We start from the raw sequence: 21,832 nt of genomic DNA on the forward strand, positions 1-21,832 counted from the left end.
GTGATGTTGGATGCAGCATTGGCGGTGTTGGTTTTGGTCGGGGCGTTTTTTACGTTGGTAGGGTCGTGGGGTTTGGCAAAAATGCCGGACTTTTTCATGCGCCTGCACGGGCCAACCAAGGCGAGTACCTTGGGTGTGGGGGCGGTGTTGGTGGCTTCCGCGCTGTATTTTTCGTTCAACACCGATGGGGTGAGCTTGCACGAAGTGTTGGTGACACTGTTTTTGTTCATGACCGCGCCAGTGAGTGCGCACATGATGGCGAAGGCCGCTTTGCACTTGAAACTGAAACAGGTGGAGCGGACACGTTCAGCCGTGGTTGAATCAGGGGTGGCGAATTCGTATGATGGAACTTCATTCAGGAGGAAAGAATAATTATGCAATCAATCAGCACCGAGCAGCCGTTCAATGAATACCCCGTGCGTCAGGTCAAACTTGCCGATATTCCCAAGTGGTTACGGCAGGGGGCGCAGGATATTAAGGCCAACCCGTGGTCTAGTCTGTTGTATGGCATCATCTTTGCGCTGGTGGGGGTGGGCATGAGCCTGTTGTCTGCCAATAATCCCGGTTTTTTTATGGCGACAGCAGCGGGTTTCATGTTGTGGGGGCCGTTCCTTGCGCTGGGTTTATACGATTTAAGCCTGCGTCGTGAACACGGCGATCCGGTCAATTTTTTGAAGTCTACGCTGGCGTTAAAGCGTAACCCGGTCAATTTACTGCTGTACTCTGCGTTGCTGGGGGTGCTGGTGTTGTTGTGGTTACGGATGTCGTCCATCGTGCTGGATGTGTTCCTGCAAGATACGGCAGCAGCAGAGCAGCATAGTTATATTGGTTTTATGGCGGCACTGCTGGGGTCAAAAATGGGTTGGCTGTTTACGCTGTCGTTTATGTCGGTCGGGTTGATGTTTGCACTCGTGTCATTCGTGACGGGTGTGGCTACTGTGCCGATGTTGCTGGAACGCAAGGTGAGTCTGGTGACGGCCTTGAATACCAGTATCCGCGCTATCCTGACCAACTGGAAAGTGATGCTGGCGTGGGGGGCAACCATTGCGCTGATTATTGGCGCGGGTTTGTTGCCTTTTAGCCTTGGCTTGATCATTGCCATGCCGTTGATTTCTTACGCGAGTTGGCACGCTTACCGCGATATGGTGGCGACACCGTAAAGCTTTGCCGTTACCGTTAGCGGTTATTTTGTGGGCAATACGCCTTCCAGCACTGCCCACACATTGTCGAGCACCTTGGGTTCTGCTTCCGCTGTCGGGTGCAGGCCGTCTGCTTGCATCAAATCCCAGTCTTCCGCCACACCTGCCAGTAAGAAGGGTACGAGCGGTAATTCGTACTCTTTCGCCAGATCGGTATACACTGCGTCGAATTTGTCGGTAAAGGTTGTGCCGTAATTCGGCGGCAGTTTGATGCCAATCAGCACGACTTTGGCCTTGGCTGCTTGTGCCAGTTTCACCATTTGTTCCAGATTGCTGCGCATGGTAGGCAGGTCGATGCCGCGTAGCCCGTCATTTGCCCCGAGTTCCAGCAGGACGTAAGCAGGTTGGTGGGTTTTCAGGGCTTCGGGCAAACGGGTCAAGCCCCCGGCGGAGGTTTCGCCGCTGATGCTGCCGTTGACGACTTTGTAGTCATCCCCCAGCTTTTCTTGCAACAGGTTGACCCAGCCCTTATCCACAGCAATGCCATATGCAGCGCTCAGGCTGTCGCCCCATACCAGCAAAGTCGGGGTTTCGGGCGTGGTTGCAACGGGTGTTTCCGCCGCCATCACCACAGTCGCAGACGGTAACAAGCCCATGAGGCACAAGATCAAATAAAGTACGCGCAACATCCAATGGATTCCTTCATAAATGAACAAGACCGCTATTCAGACCAACGATCGGGTGAAAACTATCCCCCAGACGGGGCGTGAATTGCAAATTCTCCCTGTATACTGCTCTGATTACCGCTGCCGCCGTCACCGGCAAGAGAGACAACCGTCATGACTGAACGCAAACGCCTTCCCATCGGTATCCAGACCTTCCGTGAAATCCGTGAGGATAACCACTATTACGTGGATAAAACTGGCCTGATCCAGCAAATTGTCGAGAGCGGCAAACATTACTTTCTGTCGCGCCCGCGCCGTTTCGGCAAAAGTCTGTTGCTGGATACCCTTAAGGAACTGTTTGAAGGCAACGAGCCGTTGTTTCAGGGGCTGGCTATCCATGATCAGTGGGATTGGTCGGTGCAATCCCCAGTGCTGCGCTTCAGTTTTGGGCGTAAAAATTACCGCCAACCGCAAGCATTGGCAGAATCACTGCACCAACAATTGACTCAGTTTGAGGAGAACTTTCAGCTTGAACGCCGCTTTGAAGATGCAGGCAGCCGCTTTGCTGACCTGATTGAGAAAGTCAAGGTACAAACAGGCTTACCCGTCGTGGTGCTAATCGACGAATACGACAAACCCATTCTGGATGCGCTGGAATACCCCGACATTGCCAAAGCCAACCGCGATTTCCTGCGCGGCTTCTACGGTACGATCAAGGATTTTGACGGGCATATCCGCTTCAGCTTCCTGACTGGCGTGAGCAAGTTTTCCAAAGTCAGCCTGTTTTCCGGTTTGAATAATCTGGAAGATATTACCCTGATCCCGCGCTATTCCAGCCTGTGTGGTTACACCGATGAGGATATCGACACCGTATTCGCGCCTGAACTACCGGGGCTGGATCGTGCTGAAATCCGAGCGTGGTACAACGGTTACAACTGGTTGGGGACGGGCGTCTATAACCCGTTTGATATTCTGCAACTGTTTAAAAACCATCTGTTCAGGAATTACTGGTTTGAAACGGGCACACCGACTTTTCTGGTGGAGCAACTTCTTAAGCGCCAGATACCGACCCTGACACTCGATAGTATGCTCAGTAGCAGCGATATGCTATCCAGTTTTGAAGTGGGTAATATCACCACCGAAGCGTTATTGTTTCAGACCGGCTATCTGACCATTAAGCAGGAAGAAAATCTGGGCGGGCAGTATTTTTATACGTTGGGCTATCCCAATCGTGAGGTCTACCAAAGCCTGAACGAAACGTTGCTCTCCGCACTGGTGCTGGACAAATCCAAACAGGTCGTGCATAGCAATCAGTTGTACCGCTTGTTGCTCAACAATGATTTTGCTGGCCTCAAACAATTGTTTCACAGCTTTTTCGCCAGCATTCCACACCAGTGGTACAACAATAACGAGATCCAGCATTACGAAGGCTATTACGCCAGCGTGTTTTATTCCTATTTCGCCTCACTGGGCTTGAATGTCACGCTGGAAGATACCAGCAATTTAGGGCGCATTGACATGACCCTGAAGTTTAACCAGCAAGTGTACATTTTTGAGTTCAAGGTGGTGGAACTGATTCCGCAAGGTAAGGCATTACAGCAAATCAAAGACCGTGCGTATGCTGACAAATACCGGGGGCTAAACCAGCCGATATATTTGATCGGCGTCGAGTTCAGCAAAACTGACCGTAATATTGTGGGCTTTGAGTGGGAACAGGGATAAAACGCATAGATAACCATATTCCTAGCCGGTGAAAAGCTCAGGGCGGCGCAAGATCAGGTAAAGTATGCGCAACATCCCATGGATTTCTTCATAAATGAACAAAATAGCTATTCAAACCAACGATCTGGTGAAAACCATCCCCCAAGCGGGGCGTGAATTACACATTCTCCGTGGCATTAGCCTGACGATTGACAGCGGCGAGTCGGTGGCGATTACCGGCCTGTCCGGTTCGGGGAAAAGTACCTTGCTGGGTTTACTGGCAGGTCTGGACTTGCCCAGCAGTGGCTCGGTCAAGCTTTTCGGGCAGCCGCTGGATGGTTTGGATGAAGATCAGCGTGCCGCCTTGCGTTTGGGGCGGGTCGGCTTCGTGTTCCAATCGTTTCATTTGCTGGAGAACCTCACGGCCTTGGAAAACGTCATGCTGCCGCTGGAATTGGGCACGCAAACCGGTGATCGTACCGCTTTAGCCACGCAAGCCCTGCAACAAGTTGGGCTGGCGGAACGCATGGGGCATTTCCCCAACCAGCTTTCCGGTGGTGAACAACAGCGGGTTGCTTTGGCGCGGGCTTTTGTGACTCGCCCGCAAATCCTGTTCGCGGATGAGCCAACCGGCAACCTTGACCGTACCACTGGTCATGAAATCACCGAATTGCTGTTTGCTTTGCAGGAACAGTTCCACACCACGCTGGTATTGGTTACGCACGATGAAACGCTTGCGGCGCGTTGCCAAACCCATTACCGCTTGGTGGAAGGGGCGCTGGCATGAATTTGCTGTTTAAACACTGGCAGCAACGCTGGCGGATGCCGGAGCTGCGTTTGCTGCTATTGGCGCTGATTGTGTCCGTCACCGTAGTTACAGCCGTGGGCTTTTTCACCAGCCGGGTGGAGAACGCCATGCAAGCGCAAGCCCGCCAATTACTGGGGGGTGATTTGGTGCTGACTTCGGCGCGTCCGCTGGATGCGGCTTATGTGCAACGCGCCAAAACCGTGGGGCTGGAAACGGCGGAAACGGTCAGTTTTCCGAGCATGGCTTCCGCTGGCGACAAGTTGCAGTTGGCGCAATTGAAAGCAGTGTCTAGCGGCTACCCGCTGCGAGGCGATTTGAAAACCGCGCCCGCGCCGGATGCGCCAGAAGTCGCTTCCAACGGGCAACTACCCGCAAAAGGTGAAATCTGGGCAGAAGCCCGCTTGTTTGCGGAACTGGCGGTGCAACCGGGGGCAAGTGTTACCTTGGGGCGCAGCACCTTCACCCTGACGCGGGTCTTGACCCAAGAACCTGACCGTAGCAGCAATCTGTTCCAGCTTGCCCCCGTGGTGCTGATGAATCTGGATGATTTGAAAGCGACGGAATTGCTCTCGCCCGCTAGCCGCGCCCGTTTCAACCAGTTGTTTGCAGGCAAGGCGGCGGTGATCAAAACATTCCAGCAAGCGTTGGAGCCGCAGCTTAAACCGACCGAGCGCATCCGCACGTTGGAGGATGATTTGTCGTCGGTGCAGCAGACGTTGCAGCGTTCCGGGCGTTTTCTGGGGCTGGCGGCTTTGTTGAGTGTGGTGCTGGCAGGGGCGGCGGTGGTGCTGACTTCTGCGAGTTTGATGCGGCGTGAACTGCCAGCGGTGGCAGTGTTGAAAGCAATGGGGATGTCGCGGCGGCAAGTGCTGTTTGACCATGCGTTTTCCTTGTTGCTGACGGCGTTATTGGCGGCTGTTATCGGTGTGTTGTTGGGGCTGGTGTTGCAGTTTGCGCTGGCGGAATGGTTAAGCCGCTTTGTGGGTAAGGATTTGCCTGCGCCAAGCTTGATGCCGATTGTTACTGGAGTGCTGACGGCGGTGGTGCTGTTGCTGGGATTTGCCTTGCCGCAGTTGTTGCGTTTGGTAAATACCTCGCCGATGCAGATTTTGCAAGGGGCTTTGCAACGCCCGCAGCAGTCGCTGTGGTGGGTAGTCGGCTGCTTATTGCTGGCCGTTTTCGGGTTGCTGTGGTTGCAATCGCGGGATTTGCCATTGGCGGGAATGCTGTTACTGGGCTTGTTGGCGGGGACGGGGTTGTTCTGGTTATTGGCAAGCGGCGCATTGCGGTTGGTGCAAGCATTTGGCAAACGGATCGGCGCGGGCTGGATTCCGGCGCTGGGGCGTTCCCGTCGGGCGGTGTTACTGGTGGTGGTGTTTGCGACCGGGTTGTTTGCGTTGCTGCTGCTGACCACGGTGCGTACCGATTTGCTGGATCGTTGGGCGGAAACCTTACCGGCGGATGCGCCTGACCATTTCCTGATTAATATCCAGCCTGCCGAGGCGGAGCCGTTGACGCGCTTTTTTGATGCACACGCGGTGAAGCTGAATCTGTATCCGATGATTCGGGGGCGCTTGGTGGAAGTTAATGATAAGCCCGTGAAGCCTGATGATTACGAAAACCAGCGGGCGCAGAATTTGTTGGAACGTGAGTTTAATTTGTCGTCCTTTGCGGAATTTCCGGCAAGTAATGCCTTGCTGGAAGGCAAGTGGTTTGCTAAAGGGGAAAAGGGCTTGTCGATTGAGCAGGGTATCGGTGAAATGTTGCGGTTTGGCATAGGTGACAAGCTGACTTTCGATATTGCCGGGCAGCGTTTCAGCGATACCGTGACCAGCGTGCGTGAAGTCCGTTGGGACAGTATGCAGCCGAATTTCTTTGTGATTGCAGCACCCGGTAGTGTGACGGATATGCCGCAAACCCTGATTACCAGCATTCATTTGGGTGATAAAAAGCCGCTGATTACGGAAATGATTCACCAATTCCCTAGCGTGACGGCGATTGATGTGGGGGTGATTTTGACGCAGGTGCGTTCCTTGGTGACGCAGGCTGGCCTCGCGGTGCAGGGCATTTTCGTGTTTACCCTGATTGCCGGGGTGGTGGTGTTGATTGCGGCGTTGCAATCGCAAAAGGCTGAGCGGCGGCGTGAAATTGCCATCCTCAAATCGTTGGGGGCAGGGCGTGCGCTGCTGCGGCAGCGTATCTGGGGGGAATTTTTGTTGCTGGGGGCGTTGGCGGGGGTATTGGCCGGGCTGCTGGCGCTGACCGCTGGTAACTTATTGGCTTACTACCTGTTTGATCTGGATATTAACCTGAACTTGTGGCCGTTATTGGTCAGTAGTGTGATTGGCAGCGTGCTGGTGGGCATTGCAGGTTACTGGAATTTAAGGGGTTTGCTGACGGTATTGCCGTTGTCTTTGTTGAAAAGCTGAGGGCTATAGCGTGATTTAAGCACGATTATCGCGTGGTGTTCGTCTGTTGGGCGGGATGCTGCTACACTCGTATGCATACCCTACATAAAAAATAATAACGGATGAAGTGACCATGGCGACAGACGAAGCGCAAATTACCAACCATCGTTTTATTCCCCTTTCCAGCGGCAAGGCGCGTGAATGGATTGCCGCTTTGCCACTGACCGACCCCGGTGAAACCACCCGGCGGATTTTCCACGGGCTGGTGGATTTGAATCGGCGTGCCTTGCCTGCCATGACTCGCTTGCAGATCAGCGAAATGTTGCGCCCGGCGGTGGCTGTTGCGCTGGAAGCTTTGCAACGCCATTTGGAAGCCCGGGCTTTTCCTTTGACCCCCAAAAGCCAGAAGATTTTTGAGCTGACCCAATCGTTGATGCTGGAATTCGCTGGTTCTTATCAAGTGGCGACGCTGGATATGATGACCAAGAAGGAGGGTAATAAGAAAGCGCTTCAATTGGCAGTGTATCGGGCGATGGACTGGATGGGTAGAGTGTTGTTGCTGACGTATTCGGTGTATGTGCGTACCCGTGAAACTTTGTGGCATGACATCCATCACTTGTATTTGTTAGCCGTGGAAAACGGTATTGAGAAGGTGATGTTACGGGATGCCTCCCCCGGTGCACAGACGATTGAGGCGCGTTACATACAAATAAACCTGCTGGCGTTGATGAAGCCTTATTGTTTACGACAGGGCGAAGTGTCACGTTTGATGCAGTATATCGTACAAAATACTGGTTTGGTGATGTTGGCGCGTGATGCGGATGAGCAGCAAATGGGGGATTATGTCCATGCGGTCATTCTGAATAGTGATGAGCCAGCGGCGATGATATTGTTAAGCGATTTGCCCCATTCGCCGACTGTTCGAGTGTTTATGCTGAATGCTTTGGTGGCGCGTATCGATGGGCATATACGTGATTTAGAAGCGAAAGGCGTTCCTTCGATGATGCTGCAAGAAGGGTTGAGTCGTAACCTTGCTAAGCGGGTGATTTACCATCTAACGGCAGTACGTAACCGTAGTTATAACCGTTTCCCGAAAAAAGAACAGATTGGGATGGTGACACGTTTTCCTGATGTGTTGACGGTGATTCGGGATGCGCAGAAAGCCGATGCTAGTGAGGATGCAGAAGCAGAAGACATGTTATTCAATGTTTTCATGGCAGGCGATTATGATGATGAGGGTGACACGAAAAAATCCATTATTCAACAGGTTGCAGAGCATGAGGGTGCTTGTATCCAGTCATGGAAAGTGATTAACACTAGCGTTGGTGGTTACGGTTTGTGCTGGGAGGGAAAAGAGGTCTCTGGTGCAAGGGTAGGAGAGATTGTGGCACTGCGTGACATGAGTGATGACAGTGCTGTGTGGATGATTGGGGTGATTAAATGGATGGAGTTTGTGGCCGGGAAAGGCTTGTGTTGTGGCGTTGAATTGCTGTCTACCAAGGTTATGGTGGTGTCTGTACATCAGGTGATCAATCGATCATTGAGCCAGAAGCTGCCAGTTGATGGAGTAATGTTGCCTAGCATTGAAGGTATTCGTCCTGATCCTGCTTTAATTTTGCCTGCTTACATTTTTCAGGTTGGGGATGAAATTCGTTTGGAGTTTGCTGAGCGTCAAGAGCGAGTGCGTTTGATTTTACTGGATGAGTGCCTGGGAGCATTTGCTTACTTCCGGTTTACTACATTGGCAGAAAATGCTAACGAAGAAGATGAGGATGACTTTACATCGTTATGGCAATCACTCTAGGCAGTTTATCCCCTAGTCATACTCGATAATCGGTCTTTATATAGGTTTGTTTTGGTTGAGTGGGTATCTTCTGTGGTATGAAAAAGCAGAAGATACATTGTGTGGTTGTCGATCAGGATGTGGAAATGACAGCATCATTAGATGCTGCATTACGTCGTTCTGATGTGTTTTTGGAGCTAAAACAGGTGGCATCAGTGCAGCAGCTGATTCCTGTGTTACAAGAGCTTCAACCACATTTGCTATTTTGTCCTCATGATAAATCCAAGCCTTCGGTCGAATTGCTGGAGATGTTACAGCGCTATTCACCTGATACCGTATTGGTTTGGATATCTCGTGCTGAATGGCAAAGTCTTACGACGTGGCTATTGGGGGTTGAGTCCTGTACTTTACCACTGAATGATGCGGACTATTTCAGCCAATATATTGATTTCTTACTGCATTACTCAGCGATCAAACAGGATTTTCGTGATTGTAAACATCTTCTAGGGGTTTCTGAATTACGTTGTCATTGGTTGGTGGATTATTCGTGGGAGGCCATTGCCTATATTTCGGAAGGTATGCATCTGTATGCGAATAGTGCTTACGTTTCGCTATTTGGCTTTGAGAATATGGCCGAAGTACGCTCTATGCCCGTTGCTTCTTTGGCGGAACAGACCGAACGTAAAATCTTTGAGGCGATGAGCAAGGTTGCTGATGCGAGTAGTAAACCATCCAATCGCTTATTGCTGACGTTGCGTACCTTGGATGGAGAGCGGATGCGGGCTGAAATCCGTTTTATTCCGGCTGTTCTTAAAAGTAGACGTTGCGTTCAATTACACGTGAGACCATTGGAGCGAAATATACTCAAAGGTGTGTCGTTGCGTAAACAAGATAATCCATGGGAGACGATGGAGCAGCACCTTCAGGATACCCCCCCTACCTTGCCTGTGTCTCCTCCTGTGGCGCCTTCAACCTCTGTACCTACACAATCCACACCGCCTAAAATGACCAAAACCGTTATGCCGTCACCTATTAACGGTATGGAAATGCGTTTCCAAAAATTCCAGCGCTTAGATGAGATGATGCCAAATTTATATATGGCAGCCCCTGAGTTTAGGCAGAAAGACCAGTTGTTGGATTACAGTACTTTGCTTAAACAGTTGGTGACGCCAACGAGCCGTTTCCGCCTAGATTACTGGAATTTAGGGCAAGTTGTGTTGAAGTTGTCCTCTCAGAAGAGTGAAAAGCCCGATTATCTGGTTTTTGTGTCAGTAGGCGGCGCTATTCTGAATAATGAAGAAAATTTGAAACGCATCATTGAGCTATTGAATGCATTTCCTAATACGACGCGTCGTATTGTGCTCGCTCTCCAATACCGGGATTGTATGGAGCAAATGGTGCATTTAGGTAATGTGATTAAACTGTTCAAGGCAGTGAAGGTTCGGCTTGCTATTGATGGTGTGCCAGATGAGCCTAGTGTCTTGAGATTTATGCAGGTGGTGAAGCCTGTTTTGGTGCGTTTGAATGCTGTTAAACCAGAACGCTTGCCCGTATGGATTGCACAATTAACGGAAAGTCAGTGCAAAATTATTATCTCGGGAATCCAAGACAATGCAGCACTTAACGCCGCATATTCTTCGGGGGCAGCTTATGTGCACGATGGCGCGATAACATAAAATAACAAATAATGATTAAGTGAGCGTATGTATGTCGGTTAACACTTTCAGGGCCGCTCTAGTTGTCGATGGTGAATATATTTCTGCTTGGCAATACTGGATGCTAGAACGTTTGTTAGCGTCCCGTAGCGTGGTATTGGTTGGGGTTATTTTTCGTAAATCTGTGACTGGCTCTTGTCTAAGGAAGGTTAATACCTTTGTACTCAATAGCTTACAGTATATTGATGGTAAGCTGTTTAAATGCCCAGTGACCGCGCGAGTTCCGAGCAGTCTTCTTCCACTCTTAGGTGATGTGGATTTGTGTGAGGTCGGTAGTAAACGTTATCAAACATTATTAGCCGGTGAGCCATTAGATTTGGCTATTGATTTGAGTGGCCAAGAGCCGTTACCCGAATTGATGGCTGCTAGTAAGCATGGTGTTTGGCGATATTTCTATGGTAATCCCGCTTGTTTGTCAGATCGCTACGCCAATATCCATGAATACGCTGACCGTCGTGATGAAATTATTTCTGGTGTTGAACGTTGCATGGTTGGTCAAAAGATACCTGAGTGTATTTTTTATGCAACAACCAGTACCGATACCGTTTCCATTAACCGTGGTGTAGAGCGTACTTTGTGGAAAATGGCAGATTTTATCCCGCAGCGCTTGCATGAACTTGCGCAGATTGGTGCCGCTGATTTTTCACGTAATGTCAGGGAGCGTATTCAACCTTCTTCCCATCCGGTACGTCGGTATGCGTCTGTTTCACCAGGTTTGTTCATAACGCTACGCATTCTGTGGCGCTATTCTAATAATTTCCTTAGAAGGTTATATAACGCTTTGTTTCGTAATGAACAGTGGATTTTACTGACTAAAACCACTGAGAATATAACCGATGCAGGAATGCCGGAACATTTCCATAAATGGATTCCACCTCGTGACCGTTTTTGGGCTGACCCTTTCGTGGTTGAGCATTCAGGTGAGCAGTATATATTTTTTGAAGAAATGCTTTATGCGCGGGGTATTGGGCATTTGGCTTGTGTGCGCTTGAATGCCGATGGCTCTCACTCTGAGCCTATCACCATCCTAGAACGGCCGTATCATTTGTCATATCCCTTCGTTTTTCAGCATCAAGGTCAATATTACCTGATTCCCGAAACTGCTGAGAATCATACGGTTGAAGTTTATCGCTGCGAAGAATTTCCGCATCGCTGGGTTTTTGAAAAAAACCTAATGGAAGGAGTGGAGGCTTATGACGCGACTTTATTGGAGCATGACGGGCGTTGGTGGATGTTTGCCAGTATGCGTCAGCACCAAAATTGTTCGCCGAGTGAGGCGCTTTATTTATTTCATGCGGATAATCCCTTGAGTACGGAATGGCAAGCACACCCTCAAAATCCGGTTGTAGCGAGTGCTGCTCGGGCGCGTCCTGCTGGGCGTATTTTTAGGGATGCTGGCAATTTGTATCGCCCCTCGCAAAATTGTGCCGGTGTCTATGGTCGGGGTTTGAATGTGAATTTGATCAGGCAGTTGGATTTACAAACATACCGTGAGGATGTGGTAAGTAGTTATCTGCCGGATGGGGAGCATGACATGAATGGTATGCATACGCTGGGTATTGGCGTAGGCATTTCGGTAACAGATGCCGTTCATGTACATCGTCGTCTGGGTATGTTCGATCGTTGGATGGCGAGACTGACATGACAGTACGTAGAAAAATAGCCCTAGTGGTTTACTCCTTGGGAATGGGAGGAGCAGAGAAAGTTGTGTCTGACCTGTCATTCCAGTTTGCCAAACAGCATGATGTAACCCTCATTCTGTTTGATGGCAGCCGACTGTATTATCCTTATGCAGGGGAATTGATTGATATTCAATGTCCTTCTAAAGATGGTTTTTTGCCCAGGCTCTTCAATTTTTTGGATCGCGCTTATCAGCTCAGGCGTATTTTCAAGATGAAACGCTTTGATACGATTATTGGTGTGATGGAACACGCCAGTTTTCCTGCCATTCTGGCGAGTCGTTTGACCATTGCTGCTAACCATTGTAATCCTGAGAGAAACTTCAGTCGCTTTGACTGGTTATTTGCTCGCTGGTTGTTTCCACGTGCCAAAAAAGTAGTGGCGGTTTCCAAAGAAGGGATGCGAATTTTCCAACAGCATCTGGGCTTGAAAAACTTGGACTGCTTGTATAATCCCGTTAATTTGTACCGTATCCGTGAATTGTCTAAGGAGCGCTCATCTGTAACCATTGAGGGGCAGTATATTGTGGCGGCAGGGCGGCTTAGCCCAGAAAAGAATTTCAAGAGTCTGCTTGATGCCTATGCCCAATCACAAGCACGCCAAACCTTTAAGCTCGCGATTTTGGGGGAAGGGCCAGAACGTGCGGCACTGGAGCAGCATATCAAGCAACACGGTCTGGAACAGCAGGTCATTCTACCCGGCTTCATGCGTAACCCTTATCCTTATATCGCCCACTCCCATTGTTTGGTGCTTTCCAGCTTACACGAAGGGTTTCCGGTGATTCTGATTGAAGCGCTGGGATTAGGACGTCCAGTGATTTCGACGGATTGTGAAACCGGCCCTCGTGAAATTATTGTGCAGGGTGAAAATGGTTTGTTAGTGCCCACTAACGATGTGCCTTCACTGAGGGATGCACTGGATCGCGTGTGTTTGGATGCTGATTTACATGCCTACTTTCAGAAAAATGCCGTGCCTTCGGTTGAATACTTGGATATCGAAAAGGTGGCAGAACAATGGCTTGCGCTCTGACCCGCTGGTTTTGTTCTTGCTGCTTGCTGCTCGGTTTGAGCGGCTGTTCCCCAGATAAGGCTGTTACCGGTTTACAAGTAAAAGCCATTGGTTCACTGGACAGGTTTGCCCCCTTTGAACCTGTGGTGGGTAAGGATGAGGTTACACTATTTGCTGCCCGCAACGAGTACGAAGGCTTTCAGTTTGTGATTACTGGCGGCACGCAGGGTTCGGTGAATGTGCAGGCGAGCGTTTCCCCCTTGCGTAACGAGGCGGGCGATGTTATCGATACGGTGCAAGTCTTCCGCGAGCGTTACGTCAAGGTCAACACGCCCTCGCCACATTCGCCTTATCCACCGCAGTATTGGCCGGATATTTTGTTGCCCGCTGCGAACCCTGCTGAGAAAATTTCTGCTGCTTACCGAGCCTTTCCACAAAACCTGACGGCGGGCGAAAACTTGCCGGTGTGGGTGGATGTGCATATACCAACAGGTACAAAACCTGGTGTCTATACTGGAAAAGTGCAGGTGAATGCTGATGAGCAGGCGCCACTGGAATTGCCAATTACATTGACGGTGTGGAATTTTACGCTGCCGGAACGTTCCCCTTTGCGCACGGTATTCGGGACGAATGGCTATCGAGTAGCAGAAATTTACGGCTTTGAGCGTACCGGGAAATCGGCAGATGACAATCGTCTGATCCGGGCTTATAACGATTTCATGCTGGATCATTATTTGACGCCAGAAAGCCTGTGGGATGCCTTCCCGGAAGCGGATGCTAATGGAAAGCCTGATTTTCAGCGCAGCTTTGCGGGGCTGGGGACAGTCACAGAAAACATGCGCCATTACATGCAGGATAAACATGCGAGCACGTACACCTATGTGTTTGCGGACAGTTATCCGTTTGCTGACCCTTTGGTGAAAGACCGACAACGAGCACAGCAATTCATGCGCGACTATGCGGGGTGGTGTGCGGCACATGCTGGGTCGGAGCGTTGTTATACTGACCCTTCGTTTGTGGATGAGCCGGATACTCGCGAGGCCTATCAATATGCGCGGCGCTGGGGTGAGTTTTTTGATCAAATCCGTTTGCCAAAGGGAGAAAAAATCCGTTTTCAGGTGAGCGAGCCGCCGTTAAACGAAAACCCAGCTGTGGGCAGTTTGTTGGGGGCAGTGGATGTATGGATTCCCAAATTCTACGACCTGTGGTTGGACGTGGATCATCTGGGTAAAAACGTGGTGGGGCAACGTCTGGCATTGGGTGAAGAAGTCTGGGCTTACACCGCGCTGGTGTTGGACTTTGACGAATACCGCAAACGTAATCCGCGTGCGGATGTGCTTAAGGGCAATTATCCGCCGGTATGGCAACTGGATTTTCCGGCGATCAATTATCGGATTCCTACTTGGTTGTTCCACCGTTACGGGGTGACGGGTTTGGGGTATTGGGATACGGTAGCATGGGCAGATGGGACGGATATTTGGAATGATGCTGCTGGTTTTATCAGTGACAATCCACCCGGCCTCCGCTTCAATGGTGATGGTTTGTTGGTATACCCGGCCAAGCAAGCACAGACAGGTTTTGATGGGCCATTGGCATCCCTGCGTTTGAAATGGATACGTGAGTCGGTGGAAGATTATATGTATATCGACTTGTTGTTAAAGGCGGGTGAAAGTGAATTTGTGCAACAGCAGTTAGGGAAAATTGCGCGTAATTTTGGTGATTGGGATAACAACCCAGCTGTATTAATGCAAGTCAGGCAGGCGTTGGGTGAACGTCTGGCAAGCCGATGAACAGTATCCATAGCGTTGCCATTTTTTTTATAATGCTGCTCGCATTTGCTTTGCCGACGGATGGCGCAGTAGAAATCGCGGGCATGTCACTCGTTAAAATCGCTGGTTTGATGGGTTTTGGATTGATGGCAGTGCTGATCATGATGGGTGCTGGCCTTCATGCCGTGCCTGCTTTCCATTCAGCCGTTTTATTGTATGTGGCGTGGGTAGTATTGTCTTATACATGGTCAGAGATGCCTGTTCCATATGAAACATCACAGGCTGTTAGTAGCGAGCAAGCCTTGAAAAGTAACTTGTATATTTTGATGATCAGTTTACTGTTATTTCAGTTGGTGAATACTCAAGGGGACATGCAGAAATTATATGCTGCTTTGGTGCTAGGTTCATTTTGGTTGATCTATCTGATGGTAAAGGATTATCAGATAGGCGGAAATACAGTACGTCAGGAGATCAAGCAATTCGATGCTAATGAAGTATCTGTCAAATTGGCCATGGTGCTACCTTTGGCTATTTACTTGGTGACGCAGACCAAACAGTGGTGGTGGCGTTTATTGGGTGTGGCTTATATTCCAGCAGCTGCATTTACTATTTTGATTACGGGTTCACGCACTGGTTCTGTTGTCATGGTGCTGGGTTTAGCTGGTTTTTTACCTACCATTTTACGTTCTGGATTGATGGGTAAGGCAGCTAGTATCTTGGTGGTTGTAGTGGCTTTAATTGGGATTGCTAATGTTATTCCTGCTAAAACCATTGAGCGTATTTTTTCTACAGGCAAAGAAATTTCCAGCGGTACATTAAATGAGCGCAGTGTCATATGGGCAAATGCGTATGAAGAATGGGAAGAAAGTCCGATTTATGGCCATGGTTTAGGCTCTTTTCGGCGTATTATTAACTCATATAATATTGATTATACAGCACATAACAGTTTTGTGGCGATTACTGCCGAGCAGGGGATTATTGGTGCTGTATTATACGGGACAGTGATCATTTTTGCATTTGTTTCAGTCTGGCGTTTGTCGGGCGATGAACGTTGGCTATTATTGCTGATGTTGTTGATCATGGTTATCGGGCAGATGTCTTTGACATTACAAGACCGGATGTATATATGGTTTTCTTATTCATTAGCTGTCCTGAATCTTTATATTAAAAATAAATTAGAAAACACCAAAGACATAAACAGGGTATCCATCAAAGTATGAAAAAAATAGCGATCGTGATTGCCGAATTGGCTGCCCCTGGTGGAGCAGAAAAGGTAGCAGTGGATCTTGCCGAAGAATTTCGTCAACGTGATTACGAGGTGACAGTCGTCAAGTTTGCACGTTTGCCACCTGGCATTACTCGGCATGATATTCCGGTTAGGATCATTAATCTGGATATTCCTGAGCGTCCGGGCGGTTTCCTTACACAAGTTTATATCCTGTTACTGCGAGCATGGAAGTTCCGCAAGCTGTTCCAGCGTGAACAATTTGACCATATCTTTTCGTTTTTGGAAGCATCCAACGTGCCGTGTGCGCTGGCGTGCTCTGATTCGGTGTTATCCGTACACCTTGACCCCAGTACCATGACCCGCAGTGAGTGGTTGGCTTTTCGTTGGCTGTATCCTCGCGCCAAAAGGGTGATTGCGGTATCGCGTCAGATGCAAGACTTATTGGAAAAGCAGGCGCATTTGAAAAACGTGAACTGTATTTACAATCCAGTGAATACTCGCCTGATCGGCGAAAAGGCGCAAGAAACGGTTAGTGTTGAAGGGCGTTTCATTCTAGGTGTAGGACGTCTAGAAAAGCAGAAACGTTTTGATTTGCTGATCGAGGCATTTGCCCAAAGCAAGGCGCAGCATGATTGTAAGCTGGTTATTGTCGGTCGTGGCAGCCAACAGGCGGCATTGGAAGAGCGCATCAAGACATTGGGATTGGAAGAAAAGGTGCTTTTGGTTGGCTTTGACCCTAACCCCTACAAGTACATGGCAAAAGCCGAGTTTCAGGTGATGAGCAGCGACTACGAAGGCTATCCATTGGTGCTGATTGAGGCTTTATCGCTGGGATGTCCTATTGTTTCAACGGATTGCCCGACGGGGCCGCGCGAGATTATCCGTCACGGTGAAAACGGTTTGCTGGTGGAAAAGGGCAATGTAGCAGCGATTGCTGCCGGGATTGATGAGCTGTTTTATGACCCTGAGAAACAGATGGGTATGCGTCAACAGGGAAAGGAGTCGGTGCGTGGCAATGACATTGCTGCTGTCGCTGATGCATGGCTGGCGGCATGAGCGCGGTGATGTATGTACGTTAAACACAGCTTACTGTATTTGTTAGCAAAACTGGCTCCAGCATTGGCGAGTTTCGTGGTGCTGGCAGCGTATACGCGCTGGATGTCGGCAGAGGAATACGGTGTTTTTACTACCATTCTGGTGGTGGCGTCGAGCGTTAGCCTGTTTGCGTTTGGTTGGCTGTATGTCGGCATTATGCGCTTCTGGAACAAGCAGGATGTGACAGCAGGTGCGGTGGAGCAGTTGATCAGCGTATCGGTGTTGACGATTGCCGCGTTTGTGGGTTTGTTGGCGTTGATATTTGCCTTGGTGACTGGGCAGGTGGCTGTCGCGGCGGGATTTTTTGTGGTGTTCCTCAGCTCGGCTTTCTACGAGGCTTATCAGCGGATTAACTCAATTACCCTGAAGGTTAACCATTATGTGTGGGCGGAAGTGACTCGCACCTTGCTGACCATGGGCAGTGGTTTATTGCTGGTATGGGCGGGTTATTCGTGGCTCGGTGCGATTGGCGGTGTGGTGTTGGGTGTCTTGCTGGTGCTGGTGCTTTCCGGTGCTTTGTGGCGGCATTTCCGATTTTCCTGGCGCGGACTGGATAGGGATGTGTTGAAATCCCTGTTGGTGTATGGCTTGCCGCTGAGTTTGTCGTTGGTCTTGTTGGAAGTAATCCATATGTCTGACCGGGTGATGATTGGCTGGCTGCTGGGGTATGGGCAAGCGGGTGAATATGCAGTCGCTTACAACTTGCCGTTCCAGATTTTGATGATGATGACCAGTTCGCTGAATCTGGCGGCTTATCCGGTGGTGATTCGCACGCTGGAGCAGGAAGGCCAGCAACAAGCGGAAGCCCGTCTCCAGCAGTATTTTGTGCTGTTGATGGGGGTGTCGATTCCGGCGATTTTTGGGCTGGTGGGGATCGCCGATGCGTTTATCCCGTTACTGGTGGGGGCGGCATTTGTGCCTACCTCTATCAGTTTATTGCCGTGGATTGGTATCGCCATTTTCGCTAACTGCACCTATTTGTTCTATGTGTCTTTGTCGTTCCAGTTGGCGAAGTATACCGCTGGCTCAGTCAAGGTCGTGGGTGTGGCGGCAGTGGTGAATGTAGTATTGAATCTGGTATTGATTCCCTCCTATGGGTTGCTGGGGGCAACGTTGGCGTCGATTGCGGCGTACCTGATTTGTCTGGTGTACGGTTATTATCTGGGCAGGCAGCATTTTGCATTGACTATGCCAGTGCTGGATGTTGGCAAAATTTTGCTGGCGGCTTTGGTCATGTACGGGCTGATGGGGCAATTGCCGGAATCGTTGGTGCATGGCGCATACCGGGTTGCCTTGCAAATCCTGCTGGGTGTTTTGACCTATGCAACGTTGGTCTGGCTGCTGGATATTGGCAATGTGCGCCAATTAGTCAAAGGGAGGCTGGGATGGGCAACATTCTCTATGTCATCACCTCGCTGAGTGTTGGTGGTGCGCAAAAAGCTTTGTTGAATCTGGCAAGCTCGGAATTCAGCAGCGAATACCGCCCGTTTGTGATCTCGCTGGTGGAGGTGAACGGTGTCCAGCAACAGTTTGAACAGGCAGGCATTCCGGTGCATGTGCTGGGTTTGAACCGGCTGAAACAATTGCCGTGGTTGTTGCCGCGCCTGTTTGGTCTGGTACGAACGATTAAACCGAGTGTGATTCACGGCTGGATGCATCATGGCAATGTGTTTGCAACCTTGGCGTGGCTGTTCGCCGGATGCCGCCCGGTACTGCTGTGGGGAATGCACCATACCCCCGAAAAAGCCACGCTGGAACGTGCCCAACATGCTTTTATCCTCAAACTTGGGCGTTGGCTGTCGCGCTTCCCGCAGCGGATTGTGTACGTGTCACGCCGCAGTATGCAACGCCATGCCGAACTGGGTTATGTGACCCAACACGCGCAAGTGATCGCCAATGGCATTCCTTTGGGTAAAAACAATCATCGAGCAGAGCAAGCGGCTGCGGTGCGTGAGGAGTTGGGGATTCCTGCTGATGCCATGCTGATCGGCAGCTTGACCCGCTATGTGCCTGAAAAAGACATTCCCAATCTGATGCAGGCTATCCGGCTGTTGCAGGAAAGGGGGGCATCAGCGCATTTTCTGCTGGCGGGGGAGGGCATGGATGCAGGTAATCCAGCACTACAAGCCTTGCTGGAAAACATTCCCGATAAGACCAAAGTGCATTTGCTGGGGGTGCGCACCGATGCTGCTCGCCTGATTGCGGCACTGGATATTGCTACGCTGTCGTCGCAACGTGAGGCATTTCCGCTGTTTCTGGCAGAAGCGATGGCGGAAGGCGTTCCCTGTGTGGCCACGGATGTGGGCGATATTGCTGAGTTCGTGGCGGATACCGGGTTAATCGTACCCGTCAACGATTCGTCTGCTTTGGCTGAAGCGTGGTCGACCTTGTTGCAACAGAGTGTTGCGCAGCGTCAGGTGTTGGGGGAATTGGCGCAGCAGCGAGTGGCAAGCCGTTACAGTCTGGATGCAGTGGTAACGGCTTACCGCCAATTGTTGCAGGGTGAAACTTACTCAGTTTCTAGCGCGTAGGGCAATTCCAGCACCTTCACTGCGTAGTCGCCGAAGTGCAAGGGGTTGGTGACTTCGGCAATTTTCATCACCGCGAGTGCTTCCACGTAACCATCCGGGTTGAGGGTTGCATTGAGGATAGTGCCTGCTTCCGGGTCAGTCGCGCTGCCAAAGTGAGTGCCGACAGCGGGGACGTTGATGCAATGGGGGATACCGATGCGGTACATCTGGCGCTTGCTTTTGCCGAGGTATTTCAGGCGGGCAACGATTTCCTGACCGGGGAAGCAACCTTTACTGAAACTCACGCCATTAATCAGGTGCATGTTCAGCATTTGCGGAACCCATGCCTCCGAGCTAGCTTGTGTCACCATGGGTACGCCGGAGAGGACGTTGAAATATTCCCAACTGCTACGCCCAACACAGGCAGCGTTGACGTTGATGCGTTCCCACAGTTTGCGGGCTTCATCTAACTCACCGAGAACTTTGAAGCGTGGAATCGGTGCAGGCTGGCGCATAAGGGTCAGGCCGCCGATTTGTAGGGTATCGTAGGCGTTAACGGGCACTTTGCCGAGGATTTCCTTGATGCGCACATCACCATCCGGCGCGGCAAAACCGAAATGCACCAGGCTGGCACTGGCATCTTCCACCGCTACTTTAGAACGCATCACATACATACGCAGGCGTTTGAGGATGGGTTCGAGCAAATCCCGCGATACGCTCAGGTAGTAAACGCCTTGGCGTTTGGTGATGAAAAAGGTGGCGAGTGTACGGCCTTTGGGGGTGCAATAGGCGCTCAGTTGCGACAGGCTATCGGTGACTTGATTAATGTCGTTGGTCAACTGACCTTGTAAAAAGGTGGTGGCATCTTCGCCGCTGACACTGATCAAACCGAAGTGTGACAGGTCACAGAGGATGGCACCTTGGGGGGGGATGCGTCGTTCGCGATCAGGGTTGCCAAAAGAAATGAGTGAATCGCCAGTGAACTCCGCACCGTGATCAATAAGAAAATTTTTCCATTCTGCTTTCATGACAACTCCATTGGTGATTGTGATGCAGGGGCGACACGCTGTTCGCCCCTGCCATAATCTTATTTCTTTTCTTCAGTCTTCGCATCAGCCGGTGCTGGAGCGGTTGCGTCTGCTGCTGGTTTAGCTGCTTCAGCAGGCAGGGTTACTTTGATGTCTGCCTTGGCTTTTAACTCATCCATGTATGCCAGCATTTTTTTCTGCTGGTATTCACGTTCCAGTTGTGGCTTGAGGGTTTCAAGTTCTGGTGGCTTTACGTCACGGCGTTCTTCCAGCTTGATAACGTGCCAGCCGAAATCCGTTTGTACCGGTTCTTTGGTATAAGTACCTGGTTCCATTTTGGCAACAGCATCAGCAAATGGTTTGACCATTGTGCTGGGTTTGAACCAACCCAAGTCACCACCTTGGCTCGCGGATGGACCATCGGAAGATTTCTTTGCTAGGTCAGCAAAGTCGACTTTGTTGTCGAGTTCCTTGATGATGCCGTCAGCTTCTGCCTTGGTTTTCATCAGGATGTGGCGAGCTTTGTATTCAATCTTTTCACCACTAGTGCGGTCTTCGTAGGCTTTTTTTAGCTCGTCATCGGTCGGTTTGAAAGAGGTGGCCTTTTCCTGAGTCCAAGTGTTCAGCACTATGCGGTCAGTCGCTTCCTTGATTTTTTCTTGGATTTCAGGACGGTCAGTTAAGCCTGCTTTGTTGGCTTCTTGACGTGCCAGTTCAGTAATAATCAAGTCGTCAAGGATGGACTTTTTGTCAACTTGTGCCCCCGGCATACCACCGACCATACCCATCACGTTGTTCAGGGTGTCTTGCGTAATAGCAGTGCCATTGACGGTTGCGACGGTGACTTTGTTCTCATCCGCAGCGTAAAGACTAGTCGCGATAAGTGTTAACCCAACCAGCCCGGTTGCGATGATATTGTTAGTTTTGAAACGCATTGTCAGATTTTTCCTCTGTCAGTATTCAATCAATTAGGGTAAAACTTTTTTGAACGGTTTGACGGTCACGTGTTGGTAAACCCCGGCTGCCTTGTAAGGGTCGGCGTCTGCCCAGCTTTGTGCCGCTTCCAGTGAGTCGAATTCAGCAATGATGACGCTGCCGCTAAAGCCCGCGTCTCCCGGATCGTTACTATCAATCGCGGGGTTGGGGCCAGCAACAAACAGACGGCCTGCGTCAAGCAACGCGTGCAGACGTTCCAGATGTGCCGGGCGTGCTGCAAGCCGTTGTGCCAGACTGTTTTCAACATCTTCGCCAATAATGACATATAACATGGGGATAGTGTCCTTAACGTTTTGTAA

Annotated in this window: 18 protein-coding genes; 14 read left to right on the forward strand and 4 right to left on the reverse strand. The window is 50.4% G+C overall.

Features of this window, described 5'->3' with window-relative positions; all coding sequences use genetic code 11:
* Positions 1–3: 3 nt before the first annotated feature.
* Together Q394_RS18770 and Q394_RS18775 are read left to right on the forward strand one after the other, a co-directional pair.
* Positions 4–372 carry a Na+/H+ antiporter subunit G gene (locus Q394_RS18770; protein WP_051542623.1) on the forward strand — a complete coding sequence of 123 codons (369 nt, stop codon included), beginning with the start codon at positions 4–6 and terminating at the stop codon, positions 370–372.
* Between the two features lie 2 nt (positions 373–374).
* Complete coding sequence (locus Q394_RS18775; protein WP_051542625.1) at positions 375–1,160, forward strand: DUF2189 domain-containing protein; 786 nt, start codon at positions 375–377, stop codon at positions 1,158–1,160.
* Between the two features lie 23 nt (positions 1,161–1,183).
* Here the strand turns inward: Q394_RS18775 and Q394_RS0102030 are convergent, their stop codons facing one another.
* Complete coding sequence (locus tag Q394_RS0102030) at positions 1,184–1,828, reverse strand: arylesterase (protein WP_028487807.1); 645 nt, start codon at positions 1,826–1,828, stop codon at positions 1,184–1,186.
* A 150-nt stretch (positions 1,829–1,978) separates the two neighbouring features.
* Between Q394_RS0102030 and Q394_RS0102035 the strand changes: the two genes are divergently transcribed.
* The 12 genes from Q394_RS0102035 (at position 1,979) to Q394_RS18785 (ending at position 19,530) form a co-directional block, all read left to right on the forward strand.
* A complete protein-coding gene (locus tag Q394_RS0102035) occupies positions 1,979–3,526 on the forward strand; it encodes an ATP-binding protein (RefSeq protein ID WP_028487808.1) in 1,548 nt (515 codons plus the stop codon).
* A gap of 94 nt (positions 3,527–3,620) precedes the next feature.
* Positions 3,621–4,292 carry an ABC transporter ATP-binding protein gene (locus tag Q394_RS0102040; RefSeq protein ID WP_028487809.1) on the forward strand — a complete coding sequence of 224 codons (672 nt, stop codon included), beginning with the start codon at positions 3,621–3,623 and terminating at the stop codon, positions 4,290–4,292.
* Complete coding sequence (locus Q394_RS0102045; protein WP_028487810.1) at positions 4,289–6,742, forward strand: ABC transporter permease; 2,454 nt, start codon at positions 4,289–4,291, stop codon at positions 6,740–6,742. The genes Q394_RS0102040 and Q394_RS0102045 overlap by 4 nt, the downstream gene beginning before the upstream one ends.
* A gap of 112 nt (positions 6,743–6,854) precedes the next feature.
* On the forward strand, positions 6,855–8,525 hold the full coding sequence (locus Q394_RS0102050) for a hypothetical protein (RefSeq protein ID WP_028487811.1): 1,671 nt from the start codon (positions 6,855–6,857) through the stop codon (positions 8,523–8,525).
* 77 nt (positions 8,526–8,602) lie between these two features.
* Entirely contained in the window at positions 8,603–10,180 is a 1,578-nt protein-coding gene (locus Q394_RS0102055; RefSeq protein ID WP_156946717.1) for an EAL domain-containing protein, read from the forward strand.
* A 31-nt stretch (positions 10,181–10,211) separates the two neighbouring features.
* On the forward strand, positions 10,212–11,864 hold the full coding sequence (locus Q394_RS21210) for a glucosamine inositolphosphorylceramide transferase family protein (RefSeq protein WP_156946718.1): 1,653 nt from the start codon (positions 10,212–10,214) through the stop codon (positions 11,862–11,864).
* A 41-nt stretch (positions 11,865–11,905) separates the two neighbouring features.
* A complete protein-coding gene (locus Q394_RS0102065) occupies positions 11,906–12,928 on the forward strand; it encodes a glycosyltransferase (RefSeq protein WP_245606720.1) in 1,023 nt (340 codons plus the stop codon).
* Complete coding sequence (locus Q394_RS0102070) at positions 12,913–14,697, forward strand: DUF4091 domain-containing protein (RefSeq protein WP_028487814.1); 1,785 nt, start codon at positions 12,913–12,915, stop codon at positions 14,695–14,697. The genes Q394_RS0102065 and Q394_RS0102070 overlap by 16 nt, the downstream gene beginning before the upstream one ends.
* On the forward strand, positions 14,694–15,896 hold the full coding sequence (locus Q394_RS0102075; RefSeq protein ID WP_028487815.1) for an O-antigen ligase family protein: 1,203 nt from the start codon (positions 14,694–14,696) through the stop codon (positions 15,894–15,896). Before Q394_RS0102070 ends, Q394_RS0102075 begins: the two co-directional genes overlap by 4 nt.
* Positions 15,893–16,960, forward strand: coding sequence for a glycosyltransferase (locus Q394_RS0102080; protein ID WP_028487816.1), 1,068 nt, complete (start codon positions 15,893–15,895; stop codon positions 16,958–16,960). The genes Q394_RS0102075 and Q394_RS0102080 overlap by 4 nt, the downstream gene beginning before the upstream one ends.
* A 12-nt stretch (positions 16,961–16,972) precedes the next feature.
* Positions 16,973–18,418 (forward strand): oligosaccharide flippase family protein, encoded by a 1,446-nt coding sequence (locus Q394_RS0102085; protein WP_028487817.1) that lies wholly within the window; start codon positions 16,973–16,975, stop codon positions 18,416–18,418.
* Positions 18,385–19,530, forward strand: a complete 1,146-nt coding sequence (locus tag Q394_RS18785; protein WP_038140157.1) for a glycosyltransferase — start codon at positions 18,385–18,387, stop codon at positions 19,528–19,530. Before Q394_RS0102085 ends, Q394_RS18785 begins: the two co-directional genes overlap by 34 nt.
* Here Q394_RS18785 and ygfZ read toward each other — a convergent pair.
* Genes ygfZ through Q394_RS0102105 form a run of 3 tightly spaced genes read right to left on the reverse strand, consistent with a single transcriptional unit; the run spans position 19,509 to position 21,805 of the window.
* Complete coding sequence (gene ygfZ, locus Q394_RS0102095) at positions 19,509–20,537, reverse strand: CAF17-like 4Fe-4S cluster assembly/insertion protein YgfZ (protein WP_028487818.1); 1,029 nt, start codon at positions 20,535–20,537, stop codon at positions 19,509–19,511. The genes Q394_RS18785 and ygfZ overlap by 22 nt on opposite strands.
* Before the next feature lie 59 nt (positions 20,538–20,596).
* The gene (locus Q394_RS0102100; RefSeq protein ID WP_028487819.1) at positions 20,597–21,472 is read right to left on the reverse strand and encodes a peptidylprolyl isomerase; all 876 of its coding nucleotides are present in this window, start codon (positions 21,470–21,472) and stop codon (positions 20,597–20,599) included.
* Between the two features lie 33 nt (positions 21,473–21,505).
* Positions 21,506–21,805 (reverse strand): YciI family protein, encoded by a 300-nt coding sequence (locus Q394_RS0102105; protein ID WP_028487820.1) that lies wholly within the window; start codon positions 21,803–21,805, stop codon positions 21,506–21,508.
* Between the last annotated feature and the right edge of the window lie 27 nt (positions 21,806–21,832).

Origin of the sequence: Thiothrix lacustris DSM 21227 (assembly GCF_000621325.1) — a bacterium.
GTDB lineage: Bacteria > Pseudomonadota > Gammaproteobacteria > Thiotrichales > Thiotrichaceae > Thiothrix > Thiothrix lacustris.